The organism is Mycobacterium sp. IDUB_17 (genome assembly GCF_055419465.1).
Genome location: NZ_JBVAXS010000002.1, coordinates 366401 through 379527, shown reverse-complemented (window position 1 = coordinate 379527; position 13127 = coordinate 366401). Strand labels below are relative to the sequence as shown.

The following is a 13127-nucleotide window of genomic DNA, read 5'->3' as shown; positions in this document are numbered from 1 at the left end:
GATCGTAAGAGCGGCGCGAGGGTCGAGCCGATAGTCAGATGTACGAGGATCCGGCCGACTACCGTCGCCGTGCACTAATCGACGGCAGAGCCGTGGCGGTTGCGCTCGATGTCGAGAGCCAGGATTGCCAGGTAGAGATTGACGAGGTCGGCGAACGACGTCAGCTCACGGTCGGTCAGCTTCTCGATCAACTGCATGCGGTAGCGAAACGTATTGCGGTGGACGTACATGGCCTCGGAGGCCAGCGATACCTGGCAGTCGTGTTCCACGAAGGCTCGCAGGGTCTCCACCAGGCACGAGTCGTGTTCGCGGTCGTATTCCAGCAGCGGCCGCAGCATCTCCTCGCCGAGCGAGCCCAGCGGCACCTTCAGGTTGGCCAGCAACAATCGCGACATGCTGACCGGTGCGGGCTGGTTGACGCCCGGCCCGTGGCTCAGCGCCTCCTGCGCCTCGTACCACGACATCCGCAGCCCCGTGACGCCCGGATACACGCCGCCCAGCCCGATGCTGACCGGGCCCAGCCGGCCCAGGTGTTCGCGCATCCCGCAGGTCAGCCGCTCGGTGTCCACTCGCTCCGAGACCACGAGTGCGATCACCTCGCCGACCAGGGCCACCACATACTGACCGACGCTGCCGGGCAGAAAGCGGTCCCCGTTCCAGGGCACGTCGTGCAGGCGTTCCGGTGGACATGCCACCCGGGCGAGCACCACGCGGTTGCCAGCCTGGGTGTCCACTCCCCATCTCGCGAGCCGGTTCGCCCCCGCGGTGTCGGAGACGTCGCCGTGCACCAGATCTTCGATGACCTCGCCGACGAGTTCACGCCTGCCGTTGCGCTCGGCTTGCAGCCGGGAGAATTCCAAGGCCACCAGCCCGAGCGCGAAGCGCACCACGTCCTGCGTCTCCGTGCTGCCCTTGGTACAGACGAACGCCACGTTGTGGTTGGCGACGCTCACCGGGTAGCACGTCACGCCCGCCACCACGGATCCGAACTGCAGCCGGCTGCGCCCGGCCAGAATCTCCCCGGTGGGCCAGGCCTCATTGGTCGGCGTCGCCGCCAGCACGTTGCCGTGGAAGTCGACCAGGGCCACCGGCGCGTCGAGCATCGTGCGCAGCCGTGCGATCAGGCCGTCCAGCCCCTGCCGGGACAGCAACGCGTCGGTCAGCGCCTCATGCACTTCGAGGGTGCGCCGGGCCACCGCGTACCGGTCGGCCACCTGCCGGTCCACCACGTACTCCGCGACCGACCGGAACGTCGTCCGCAACGGAATCTCGATCAGTGGCAGGTTGAACCGGCGGGCGGCCTCCACGAGGGCCACCGGAATCTCAGTGTGCTGGAGTGCCGGGGCCACGCTTGTGCCGACAGCACTGACACCTGCCGACGCGACGCGTTCCATGAACGTCGTGATCTCGGGGCTGGTCGGTTCCGGCCAGGAGATCCCCAGGGTGAGGATCAGCTCGTCCCCCAACAGGTACGGCGCCGGGTCGACCATCTCGGTCACCGTGACCCAACGGATCTCCCGCTGTTCGGCGCCTTCCGGCAGGTAGATCGCGCGGATGCCGAACTGCTCGGCGTCGAGTAGGGTCCGCAGGCTGACCGGACCTATGCCGGCGACGCCGCCACCGAGTGGGCCTGAACCGAACTGCATGGTGCCCTGCAAGATAGCCCACCCGCCGATTTTGTTCAGCCGACGATGCTGTTGACAGGTGTCTGCGGCGCCTCGCCGCGCGCGCCTGCCCTGACATTGCCGACCGCGAGCTCGATCATCGCCCGGCGGGTATGCACTGTGGCGCTGCCGATGTGCGGTGTCAGCACCACGTTGTCCAGCTGCAGCAGCGGGCTGTCCTTGCGCAGCGGCTCATCGACGAACACATCCAGCGCCGCACCGGCGATGCGGTTATTGGTCAACGCGTCCAGCAACGCCGCCTCGTCGACCACCGCGCCGCGCGCGGTGTTGATCAGGTAGGCGCTCGGCTTCATCAACGCGAAATCCTCGGCCGTGAAAAAGCCGCGGGTGCGCTCGGTCAACGGGGTGTGCAGCGAAACGAAGTCGGACTCGGCCAGCATTGTGTCCCACTCCGCATAATGCGCCAGACCGCTGTTGTCGATCTCCGGGTTCGGCTTCCGATTGTGGTAGAGCACCCGCATGCCCAACGGCGCGACGAGTTCGGCGACGCGACGCCCGATCCGGCCCATGCCGACGATGCCCAATGTGGCGCCGTGTGCGTCGCCGGTCAGTGGCGCCCAGTCGGGTCCCCAGTTGCCGTTGCGGATCCAGCGATCCGACCACACGATCCCGCGCGCGATACCCAGGATCAGGCCCAGCGTCACCTCGGCCACCGCGTTGTCCAGGACGCCGGGGGTGTTGGTGATGATCACGCCGGCAGCCGTGGCGTCGTCGACGATGATGTTGTCGTAGCCCACGCCGTAGTTCGACACCAGCCGCAGCGATGGGAGCTGGGACAGCACCCCCGCGTCGATCTTCGTGTCGCCGTCGAGGATCCACGCCGTCGGTGCTCCGTAGGCCGCCAGCCCGCTCTCCGTGCCCGGCGGCACGTCGACCACGTCGAAGTCGGCGTTCAGCGCCTGCAGCAGATCCGCGGGCACGTCGGTGGAGTTGAAGATCGTCGTCATCAAATCAGTCCTTTTGATACTTGTAATCGGTCACAAATCCAGTTGCTGCGAGGGCACTTCGACCTCGATGCCGTCCAGTTCGGCTGTGGCGACCACCTGGCAGCTCAGCCGGCTGGTCTCACACGATTCCGGGACGACACCCAACAGGGCCTGCTCAGTGGGTCCCGGTGTGTCCAGCCTGTCGGCCCATGGGGCACGCACCCGTACATGACAGGTTCCGCAGATCGCGCCGCCACCGCATTCGGCAACGATCCCTTCGACGCCCTCCTGGCGGGCGGCCTCCATGAGGGACCACCCGTCGTAGACATCGAGGGTTACCTGCTCGCCGGACGGCAGAATGAATGTCGCCTTGATGTCGCTCACAGGAACACCGTCAATGCTTTGGCCAGCAGTACGTTCTGGTCCAGGTGCACCGTCCGATGCAACAGCCGCCAGCCATCGGGCCCCTCCGCCAAGGTGTCGCTGCGCTTGCCGACGAACATATTCACTTCGTCCTCACCGCGGTTCTGGTACACCAGGATTCGCGATCTGGCCACCACCTGGCGGCCTTGTTCCCGCTCGGCGACGTCGCTGATCCTGGTGTTGGTCACCAGGTGCGAAACCCGCGACGGCGGTTCCTCGGCCCAGTGGATGTTGGTCTGGATCTGACGGATCCGCTGGGTGATGGTGTGCAGACCCTCGTCCATCCAGCACAGGTCGTTCTGCTCGACGGTGAATTCCGTTGCCGCGGTCCGAGGTACGTTGCGCGCCAGCGGTACCACGTAGCGCACATCGGGGTGCAGCAGCATGAGCCACTGGTCGTAGTCGCGGTCGTCGAGCAGATCGGCCTCGTGAAACAGAAACTGCTGCACCGAGAATGCCAACTGCAGGTCGGCACCCGGCGCGATGGGTGCGGTGGTCATCGAAGCAACACCTCCTGATCGAGCTCGGCGACCGGTGCCAGTTCTTCCCAGCTGTCGGCCTTCATGAAATCGGCCCAGCGGTTGTAGAAGATCCGCGCGTTCTCCTCGGTGAACTCACCGTTGTCGACCGCGCCGTCGAGCCCGTCGATGGGCTTGGCGTGGCCGAGTCCCATCTCGTAGTTGAAGTACAGAGTGCGCGAGACAGTCCCGAGACTGGACTGCGAGGCGTAGGTCCAGTTCTCCATGTCATCGGATTCGGTCAGCCCGCCCGGACCGGAGTACCGCAGGTAGTAGTGACGGGCCGTGTCCTTCACTTTCTGCGGGGCGTCCCGGTCCACCAGGAAGATGCGCCACATCTCCATTTCGGTGGGCGAAATCGGATGGAACACCGCGATGGTGCGGGGTTGGCGGCCATGAAACGACATGTTGGGAAAGATCGTGCCGACGGTCATGCTGACCCGAGGGCTGTCACCGAACCGCTCGACGCGCCGGTCATGGCAGCGCCGGTAGTACTCGGCGACCTCCGGATCGTTGTCCCAGCCGCCGGTGTACTCGGGTTCGGAGTAGTACGGCGGCTCACCGATCACGCCGTGGCCCAGGCCCGGGAAGCCGAGCGTGGTGACGTTCTCAGGTTCGTCGTCGCGCCGGCCGCGCCCACCGCTGGGCCCAATGCCGACGAGGTCCACCGAGCGGTGGCTGACATCGTGATAGTTGTCGCCGATGAAGTTCTCCGGGGCGAACTTCCAGTTGCACGGCACCCGCCACTTCAGGATGCCGCCGATCATCTCGTTATTGCCCTCGGTGCCGTCGCGCCCGTCGAGCGCGTAGTCGAGATACAGGCGCATGTCGCCGAGATAATCCAAGAGGTCGGGCGCCTGCGGGTCCCACGAGGCCCACACCGTGCCCTTGTACACCGCGACGCGCGGCACCGGCACCAAACCCCAGGCCTTCTTGTCCAGTTCGCCGTGATAGTAGGTGCTGAACCCCGGAACGCCCACCAGGTCTCCCGGGCGCTCCACCAGCCGGCCGTCGATGGAGTAGCTCCAGCCGTGGTACGGGCAGGTGAAGTTGCGGGTGTTGCCCATGTCGTAGCGGCACAGCTTCATCCCGCGGTGCGTGCAGGTGTTGAGCAGTACGTGTACGTCGTCTTCCATGTCCCGGGACACGATCACCGAGTCGGTGCCCATCCGGGACACCACGTAATCGCCCTTGTTGCGGATCTGGTCCTCGTGCGCGACGAACAACCATGCGCGAGTGAAGATGTGCTTGAGCTCGCGTTTGAAGATGTCGTCGTCGACGAAAACCTCGCGGCTGACGAGGCCGCGCTCGCGGACGACCAACTCGTCGATGCGTTCCTTCACGGATCCGCCTCCAGTTAACTGTTGATGTTCAGGATTGAGGTTATGGAGCTGCCCGGCGCTCCGGTATGTGCGCGTGCATGGCCTACCGGGACCGGTTGGTGCGTCAGTACAACGCCGCCGCATCGGCCAGATGACAAGCAGCAGTGCGCCCTTCACCCATCTCCAGGAGTGGCGGCAGTTCGGTGGCGCAGATGTCAACCGCCTCCGGGCAGCGGGGATGGAACGGGCATCCCGACGGTGCCTGCGCGGGATCGGGCACATCCCCGGGAAGAACCCGGAGCTGGCGTCGCCGACCGTCCGGAACGGGTACGGCGTCGATCAACGCGCGGGCGTACGGATGCCGCGGCGCACGCCAGACGGCGGCGGTTGCCCCGAGTTCGGCGACCCGGCCCAGGTACATCACCGCCACACGGTCTGCGATGGCGCGCACCACGGCCAGATCATGCGAGATGAAGATGAGTGAAATACCTTCTTCGGAACAGACATCCACGATCAACTGGGCCGCATATGCCTGAGCGGACGCGTCGAGTGCGGAGATCGGCTCGTCGGCCACGATCACCTCGGGTTCGGTGGCCAATGCGCGCGCCAGCGCGATCCGTTGCCGTTGCCCACCCGAGAACTCGTGCGGGTATTTCCGGGCAGCCGTCGCAGGTAGCCCGACCCGGTCCAGCAGATGCCCCAACTCGACACCACCGCTGCCGCCGCGGAGCTTCCGAGCCCGGATCACCTCGGCGAGTTGGTCTCCCACTGTGCGGCGGGGGTTCAGCGATGCGGCAGAGTCCTGGAAGATCATCTGCACGTGACACTGCTCGGCCGGCCTGGTGCGCCGGCCGAGCGGTACCACATCGCGCCCACGATAGGTGATCGAACCTGACGTCAACGGCGCCAGGCCCACCAGGGCCCGCGCCAAAGTCGATTTACCGCAACCACTTTCCCCGACAACGCCCAGGATCTCCCCCGCGGCCAGGTCCAGGGACACGCCGTTCACGGCCCGCACGACGGTGTGATCCGCACGTCGGTACTGCACCACCGCGTCCCGAACAGAGAGCACCGAGTCGCTCATGACACCACCTGCTCCGCGATCTCGCTTTCCCGCTCGGCAACGAAACACGCGACACTGTGGCCGTCGGTCACGTCATCGAGATCCGGGATGCGCGTCTGACACTCCTGCACTGCCCGTTCACATCTGGGGGCAAAGGCGCAGCCCTGCGGCCATTCCCCGATCCCCGGCGGGGCTCCCCGGAGCGGCCGCAGCCCGAACTCACCGTTCGCGTCCTCCACGTGGGGCAGTGCAGCCAGCAGCGCAGACGTATACGGATGCGTAGGTCGCCGAAACACGTCGGCAGCCGGCGCCTGCTCGATGATCCGCCCGGCGTAGAACACCGCGAGATCATCTGCGACGCTGGAAAGCACTCCCAGATCGTGCGTGATGACCATGATGCCGATTCCGGTCTCATTCCTCAGGGTGTCGAGCAACTGCAGGATGCCGGCCTGAACGGTGACATCGAGGGCGGTCGTCGGCTCGTCGGCGATCAGCACCTTGGGCTCGCAAGCCAGCGCGATCGCGATCGCGACCCGCTGCCGCATACCGCCACTGAGCTGATGCGGATATGCCTTGAGCGTGCGCTCGGGGCTGGGCAGCCGCACCTGCTCGAGCAGTTCGACCGCCCGCGCCTTCGCGACGGCACGGGACACCTTGCGATGCTTGATCAGATGGTCGGTCAACTGGCGACCCACGGGCAGCATCGGGTGCAGACTGCTCATCGGATCCTGGAACACCATCGCGACGTCACGGCCACGCACCTCCCGCATCCGGCGGGGGCTCAACTCCAGCAGCTCCCGTCCGTTCAGCGCGATGGACCCGGTGCGACGCGCGCCCGTGGGCAACAGTTGCAGCACGGACAGGCCGGTCATGGTCTTGCCGCTGCCGCTCTCACCCGCGACACCCAGGATCTGGCCTTCTGCCAAGGTCAGATTCACGTCGACCAGGACCGGCTGGTACGTACCCGCCACCGGCAGACTGACATTCAGATGGTCGATGCGCAGTAGCGTCACGACGCCCTCCCCGCTTCGGCCAGCCGCTTGGTGCGGGGGTCGAGGATGTCGCGCAGGCTGTCCCCGATCAGGTTGAACGCCAACGCGACGGTCAGAATGGCCAAGCCCGGGAACACCGCGATCCACCACGACGAGAATTGGTTGGCACCCGCCGCGATCATCGACCCCCATTCCGGGGTGGGCGGCTGGGCGCCGAGACCGAGGAACGACAGCCCGGCGAGCAGCAGAATCGCGCCGCCCACCTCCTGGGTGGCCAGTACCAGGACGGGTCCGGCCACGCTGGGGATGACGTCCATCCGGATCGACCGCAGCGACGACGTGCCGGCCAGCCGACTGGCCAGCACGAAGTCCGATTCCCGCAGACTGACCACGAGCCCGCGCACGGTGCGGGCATAGATCGGCCACGACACGATCACGCCGGCGAGCACCGAGTTGTGCAGGTTCGCACCGAGTGACGCGGCGATCGCCATCGCCAGGATGATCACCGGGAACGCGAACACCAGGTCGACCAGTCGCATCAGTGCCTCGTCGACCCAGCCGCCGAAGAAGCCGGCCACCAAACCGACAACCCCGCCGATGACGGCGGCGCAGACCACCAGGACGAGGCCGAACACCACCGAGATCCGGCTGCCGTACAGCACCCGGCTGAGCACGTCGCGCCCGAGCTCGTCGGTACCGAACCAGTGCTGCGCCGACGGCCCGGACAGCGGCGGAAACGCCTGGGCCAACGGATCGTACGGCGCGATGTGCGGTGCGAAGAGCAGCACCAGCGCCCACAGCGAGAGCATCACGGCGCCGGTCAGAAATGCGGTGTTGCGATACTTGCCCAATCTCATTCGGCGCCATCGCCGATGCCGGGGCTGCGCCTGATCGATGACATCATCGAATGCCGGCAGGGTGGTCGTCATGTCAGCCTCACTCGCGGGTCAAGGGCCATATAGAGCAGGTCGACGACGAGGTTGATCAGGATGTAGGAGAGTGAGACAAACAGGCTCACTCCCATGATCGCGCTCAGATCGCCCGCCGTCGCCGCGTGGTAGGCGTACTGCCCGAGACCGGGCCAGTTGAACACCGTCTCGATCAGTACGGTGCCGGCCAGCAGGGTGCCGAAAGCAACGCCGGTCACGGTGATGATGGGTCCGGCGGCAGCGCGCAGGATGTACCGGAACGTCGTCTCGGTTCCGCTGAGCCCCTTGGCTTCTGCCGCGCGCACGTAGTCCTGCCCGAGTACCTCCAGAACCGAGGTGCGGGTGAACCGGATGATCAAGCCCAACGTGTAGACACCCAGCACCACCGACGGCAAAACCAAATGCGAGGCTGCCGAAGCGAATGCGGGCAGGTCCCCGGCCAGCAGACTGTCGATGGTGAGGAATCCCGTGATCTTCGGCGGGGCAACGAATGTCGAGTCAAGTCGACCACCACTCGGCAGCCAGCCCAACTTGGCGAAGAATACGAACGAGGCCACCAACCCGAGCCAGAAGATCGGAGTGCTCACGCCGAGCATTGCGATGATCCTGGCGAGCTGATCAGGAAACCTGTTGCGCCGTAGCGCAGCCCAGGTGCCCAGAGCGACCCCCACTACGACCACGAACAGCACGGCGGCCATCACGAGTTCGAGCGTCGCCGGCGCGTAGGCCCCCAGATCCTCGACGACGGGACGGTGGGTCAGTTGTGACATTCCCAGGTCACCCTGCAGGAGGTTCTTGAGATAGATGAAGTATTGGACGACGGGGGGCCGGTCCAGTCCGTACCGGGCCTCGTACGCCGCCACGACCTCAGGGTCACTGGCCGCGCGGTCACCGAGGTTGGCGGCTGCCGCGTTGATCGGCACCACGGTGGTGAGCAGAAAACTCACCACCGTGATACCGACCGCGAGGATGGCGGTCAAGCCCAGTCGGCGCAAGGCGTAACGGACGAGAGGGCGGCGACGCCGGGCGGGCGCGCTGGGCTCAGCGCGCACCTCCGGGTTCGCGAGGCTGTCGATGACCATCGGATACCCTTCGTCAGCCCCGGCCGACCTTGCCGAAATTCGTTCCGAGCGCTGGGTTGTAGTTCAGCCCGGTCAGGTTCTTGTCCGCGACGACGTTCGAGGCCACCGTCACGATCGGAATGAAATGGTTTGTCGCTTTGAGGGTTTGGTCCCATTCCTGGAACGCCGCCACTCGCTGGGCGTCGTCCAGCGTGACACTGGCCTTGTCCGCCAACTCGATCAGTTGCGGGTCCTGCTCCGATGGCCAGTGAATCCGCTCGCCTAGCACACCGCCGGGGTTGTAGATCAGGAACTGGCTGGGATCGGGATAGTCCGGCGGGTAGGGGTACATCGCCGCCTGCGTCTTGCCCTCCTGGTAGCGGGTGCGCGTGACCTGTGTCGGGCCGGGCTTCAAACTCACCTTGACACCGACCTCACCGAGACTCGAGGCGATACGTTGCGCGAACGTACCCATGTCGAGGCCGCCGACCTTGTAGTCACTGCCGTACTCCAACACGATCTCGGCACCTCCCTTGCCGCTGGCGGCCAGCGAGTTCTTCGCCGCGCCGACGTCGCGCTTGGTGGCGAACTGCTCGGGCAGCGCGGCCTTGACACTGCGTGGGATCAGGCCGGTGCCCTGCACCGCGCCGGGCCCGGCCAACTGCACAAGCCCGTCGTAGTCCACGCCGAGCGCAACCGCTTTGCGGAAATCGGCGTTGGCGGTCGGTGAGTCGGCTGCGTTGGTGAGCGCCAGATAGACGACCTCCGGCGGCAGGCCGCTGTGCACCGACACCTTCGCGGCGTCCAGCTCGGCCAGCATCGGCGACGACAGGTTCAGCGCGACATCGGCATCGCCGTTCTGGACGTTCAGCGACTGCTGTTGCGGGCTGGAGGTGCTACGGAAGACCAACCGGGTGAATGTGGGTTTGTCACCGCGATAGTTGTCGTTCGCCTTGAGCACCAGCTTCGAGTTCGGTTCGTAGCTCTCCAACACGTACTGCCCGGTGCCCATCGACATCTTGTCGAACTTGGAGCCCGCGCTGTCTGCGGCCGCGGCGTTGGGCGCATCGGTGGCGCCGTGCTTCTTGGCCTCGGCCGAGTTGATCACGCTGAAGTTGCCGGAGGTCAACATCACCGGCAGTTCCGGACGCGGCGTCTCCGACGACACCACGATGGTCGATGCGTTCGGCGCGGTCACCGCCAAACCGTCCATCAGATACGACGGGCTGCCCTTGTAGTTCTTGAGTCGGTTGAAGGAGAACACCACGTCGTCGGCCGTCATCGGAGTGCCGTCGGAGAATTCGACGTCCGGCCGCAACCGGAACGTGAATGTCTTGGCGTCAGGTGAGCCCTCGAAGCTCTCAGCGAGACTTGGCACCACCTTCTCGACAGATTCGCCGTCGAAGGTCACCAGGGTGTCGTAGGTGTGCAACAGCGCGTTGGCGCCGGTGAAGTCGAATACCTGCGCGGGGTCGAGCGTGCTGATGTTGAGCACCTCGTCGATGACGAGCGTGTCGGCGGCCGCAGCATTTTGGCTTGATCCTCCACAGGCCGCCACCAGTCCGACGAGGCTCAACGAGAGCAGCGCACCAGCTCGGCGTCTCATCCGAGTAATACCCATAACCACCGCTTCCTGTCTCCGGTGAGGGCAGACCGGAGCCCTCACGTCGTGGTGCAGACCAGCCAACGCTGTCGTGAGCTGGGTCACCATGTGCGACCGCACCGCGATTGCGCCACAAGTCGTCGGCGCGCACAGTGCGCGCTACAGCCCTGCTCCCCCTGGCGCGAGCAGACGTAAATGTCCCCCAAAACACCGGTTTTGGGGGACATTTACGTCTGCTCGCCGGTCTCAGGCGTACCGTCGAAATAGGCAGCTAGCAGAAACGGTTGACTCTCAACGATGAGCACGTCACGACTACGCATTCTGCGCCCGGTACTGCTGGGCGCAGCTGCGCTGTCGGTCGTCATCGCGCCGACCGCCGTGTGGGGTCAGGTCGCCCCGGGGGCCGCCGAAATCCAGGCCGACCCATGCGTGAACGGCGTCATTCCGTGGAATCCCTACGTGGTGAACTGCAACCTGCAACCCAGGCCGCCCCGGGTGCGCGGGTCCGCTCCCGACGCCGGCGCCATCATCGCGTGCCGGGGCAAGCCGGGATGCCTGGCCTGGTACGTCAACGGGCCGCCGTGACGATCTGAGTGGGCGTCATGGGCAGCAACGAGGACGACGTCGAAAAGCGTTGGCACGATCCGGAGATGTTCCGATCCGCGGTGGGTTACGTGCTGGCCGTGGTCGCTGTCGCCGGGGTCGCCCTGACGTTCTACGCCTTTGACCATTCCACCCTCTCCGCGTCGCTGGTCCCGACGATTCTCTTCGTCGGCGGCGTCGGCGCATTCGTCCGTACCTACCAGGTATGGAAAGCCGAGGGCACCTGGCCGATCTGGCAGGGCGCAGGCTGGTTCCTGCTGGCGTTGTCGCTGATGTGCCTGGCCGTGCCGGGCTCAGCGATGCTCGACTAGGACCCCGCGATGCCGGCGGCCTTCACGGCGCGGCTGCGATTGAGCGCCACCTTCGCCAAGCGCAATGACAACCGGGGCGACAACCGCTCCAGGTACCAGAGCATCTTCCACCACGCCGGAACGATGATCATCGCGTCACCACGCATCACCGCACGCACCACCCGCTCGGCAAATGCCGCAGGGGCCATGGGCCGCAACGGTTCCCAGAACTTCTTGACGAACTCCTCGTCACTGATGCCCAGGACGTTGAGTCGCCCGTACTTGCCGCCGGTGAGGATCGGGGTCCGCACCACGCCCGGGCAGAGCGCCGAGACCAACACGTTGTGTCGCTCGGCTTCGACCCTCAAGGTCCGCGAGATGGCCACGACGGCGTGTTTGGCGGCCGAATAGCTCGCCGTGCCCGCGCCGGTCATGAGCCCCGCCATCGACGCGGTGTTCACGATGTGACCGCTGCGCTGCCGGATCATGATCGGATACACCGCCTGGATGCCGTGCACGACACCGCGCAGGTTCACATCGAAGACGTCGTTCCAGTCATCGAGCGTGTACGAATCGACCTCGCCGGCGACCCCGATACCCGCATTGTTGAACAGGTAGTCGATGCGCCCCGACTGCTCCGCGATCTCGGTGGCCACCCGCTCGAACGATGCAGGGTCACGCACGTCGAGTTCGATCGCGTGTGCTGTGCCGCCGCTCGCACCGAGGCGGCGGGCAAGGTCCTGTGCGGCATCGATCTGCCGGTCGGCTATCCAGACTTCGGCGCCTTCGCCTGCCAGTCTGGCTGCCAGCGCCGCACCGATACCGGACGCACCACCGGTGATGACGGCGACCTTGCCCGACGGACTCGCACCCATGGCCGCAGAATACGTTCGAACTCGCGGACCCGCCGGGGGTTGTGGATTTAGGGCAGGATCGAGTCGACGTACCCGCCGTCGACCCGCAGCGCTCCACCTGTGGTTGCCGAGGCCAACGGAGACGCCAAGTAGGCCACCATGTTTGCGATCTCCTCAGGCTCGATCAGGCGCTGGATCAACGACTGCGGCCGGTGCTTGATCATGAATTCGCGTTGCGCTTCATCCCACGGCAGCGATTTGTCGACCAGTTGGTAGACGAAGTCTTCGACGCCCGCGGTGTGGGTCGGCCCGGCGATCACCGAGTTCACGGTCACGCCGGAGCCGGCGGCCTCCTTGGCGAAACCGCGCGACACCGCTAGCAGTGCTGTCTTGGAGACGCCGTAGTGGATCATCTCCGCCGGCGTGACAATGGCGGAGTCACTGGCGATCTGGATGGCCCGGCCCCAGCCCCGCTCGGTCATCCCGGGCAGGTAGCTGCGGATAAGTCGGACTGCGGCAAGGACATTCACGTCGAAGTAAGTGCGCCACTGCTCATCGGTGATCTCCAGCGGCGGTACGGCACCGAAGATGCCGAGGTTGTTCACCAGGATGTCGACCTCGGGCAACTCACGTAGCAGGTCCGCTGTTCCCTCCTCGGTGGAGACATCGGCGGCGACACCAAGGACGTCGAACTCGCCCAGCTTCGCGACGGCTTCATCGACCCGGGCCGGCGTGCGACCGTTGACGGCGACACGGGCACCGCTGCGCGCCAGTTGCTCGGCGATGGCCAACCCGATGCCCTGGGTCGAGCCAGTGACGAGTGCGGTCTTTCCGGTGAGGTCGATGTTCACAAGGCTG

14 protein-coding genes are annotated in these 13127 nt (G+C 65.8%); 2 read left to right on the top strand and 12 right to left on the bottom strand.

The features are described 5' to 3' along the window. Nucleotides 1–74: 74 nt before the first annotated feature. The 10 genes from ACZYZ7_RS08990 to ACZYZ7_RS08945 all read right to left on the bottom strand — a co-directional run bounded on the left by ACZYZ7_RS08990 (nt 75) and on the right by ACZYZ7_RS08945 (nt 10525). Nucleotides 75–1646, bottom strand: coding sequence for a PucR family transcriptional regulator (locus tag ACZYZ7_RS08990; RefSeq protein ID WP_463740709.1), 1572 nt, complete (start codon nt 1644–1646; stop codon nt 75–77). Nucleotides 1647–1681: 35 nt separating this feature from the next. Further along, nucleotides 1682–2632, bottom strand: a complete 951-nt coding sequence (locus tag ACZYZ7_RS08985; protein WP_463740708.1) for a 2-hydroxyacid dehydrogenase — start codon at nt 2630–2632, stop codon at nt 1682–1684. Between the two features lie 30 nt (nt 2633–2662). Then, entirely contained in the window at nt 2663–2995 is a 333-nt protein-coding gene (locus ACZYZ7_RS08980; RefSeq protein ID WP_463740707.1) for a 2Fe-2S iron-sulfur cluster-binding protein, read from the bottom strand. Then, nucleotides 2992–3534: a 3-phenylpropionate/cinnamic acid dioxygenase subunit beta gene (locus tag ACZYZ7_RS08975; protein WP_463740706.1), complete on the bottom strand. Its 543-nt coding sequence runs from the start codon at nt 3532–3534 to the stop codon at nt 2992–2994. The genes ACZYZ7_RS08980 and ACZYZ7_RS08975 overlap by 4 nt, the downstream gene beginning before the upstream one ends. Continuing rightward, nucleotides 3531–4895, bottom strand: coding sequence for an aromatic ring-hydroxylating oxygenase subunit alpha (locus tag ACZYZ7_RS08970; protein ID WP_463740705.1), 1365 nt, complete (start codon nt 4893–4895; stop codon nt 3531–3533). The genes ACZYZ7_RS08975 and ACZYZ7_RS08970 overlap by 4 nt, the downstream gene beginning before the upstream one ends. A gap of 103 nt (nt 4896–4998) precedes the next feature. Continuing rightward, on the bottom strand, nt 4999–5958 hold the full coding sequence (locus tag ACZYZ7_RS08965) for an ABC transporter ATP-binding protein (protein ID WP_463740704.1): 960 nt from the start codon (nt 5956–5958) through the stop codon (nt 4999–5001). After that, nucleotides 5955–6950 (bottom strand): ABC transporter ATP-binding protein, encoded by a 996-nt coding sequence (locus tag ACZYZ7_RS08960; protein WP_463740703.1) that lies wholly within the window; start codon nt 6948–6950, stop codon nt 5955–5957. Before ACZYZ7_RS08960 ends, ACZYZ7_RS08965 begins: the two co-directional genes overlap by 4 nt. After that, on the bottom strand, nt 6947–7858 hold the full coding sequence (locus tag ACZYZ7_RS08955; protein WP_463740702.1) for an ABC transporter permease: 912 nt from the start codon (nt 7856–7858) through the stop codon (nt 6947–6949). Before ACZYZ7_RS08955 ends, ACZYZ7_RS08960 begins: the two co-directional genes overlap by 4 nt. Beyond that, nucleotides 7855–8940 (bottom strand): ABC transporter permease, encoded by a 1086-nt coding sequence (locus tag ACZYZ7_RS08950; RefSeq protein WP_450069476.1) that lies wholly within the window; start codon nt 8938–8940, stop codon nt 7855–7857. The genes ACZYZ7_RS08955 and ACZYZ7_RS08950 overlap by 4 nt, the downstream gene beginning before the upstream one ends. Before the next feature lie 13 nt (nt 8941–8953). Further along, entirely contained in the window at nt 8954–10525 is a 1572-nt protein-coding gene (locus tag ACZYZ7_RS08945; protein WP_463740701.1) for an ABC transporter substrate-binding protein, read from the bottom strand. Between the two features lie 294 nt (nt 10526–10819). On the opposite strand from ACZYZ7_RS08945, the gene ACZYZ7_RS08940 reads away from it, so the two are divergent. Further along, entirely contained in the window at nt 10820–11107 is a 288-nt protein-coding gene (locus tag ACZYZ7_RS08940; RefSeq protein WP_463740700.1) for a hypothetical protein, read from the top strand. Nucleotides 11108–11124: 17 nt separating this feature from the next. After that, entirely contained in the window at nt 11125–11436 is a 312-nt protein-coding gene (locus ACZYZ7_RS08935; protein WP_463740699.1) for a hypothetical protein, read from the top strand. On the opposite strand, the gene ACZYZ7_RS08930 is transcribed toward ACZYZ7_RS08935, so the two are convergent. Both ACZYZ7_RS08930 and ACZYZ7_RS08925 read right to left on the bottom strand, forming a co-directional pair. After that, nucleotides 11433–12290, bottom strand: a complete 858-nt coding sequence (locus tag ACZYZ7_RS08930; RefSeq protein ID WP_463740698.1) for an SDR family NAD(P)-dependent oxidoreductase — start codon at nt 12288–12290, stop codon at nt 11433–11435. The two genes, ACZYZ7_RS08935 and ACZYZ7_RS08930, sit on opposite strands and share 4 nt — an antisense overlap. Nucleotides 12291–12337: 47 nt before the next feature. Then, nucleotides 12338–13120 carry an SDR family NAD(P)-dependent oxidoreductase gene (locus tag ACZYZ7_RS08925; protein ID WP_450069481.1) on the bottom strand — a complete coding sequence of 261 codons (783 nt, stop codon included), beginning with the start codon at nt 13118–13120 and terminating at the stop codon, nt 12338–12340. Between the last annotated feature and the right edge of the window lie 7 nt (nt 13121–13127).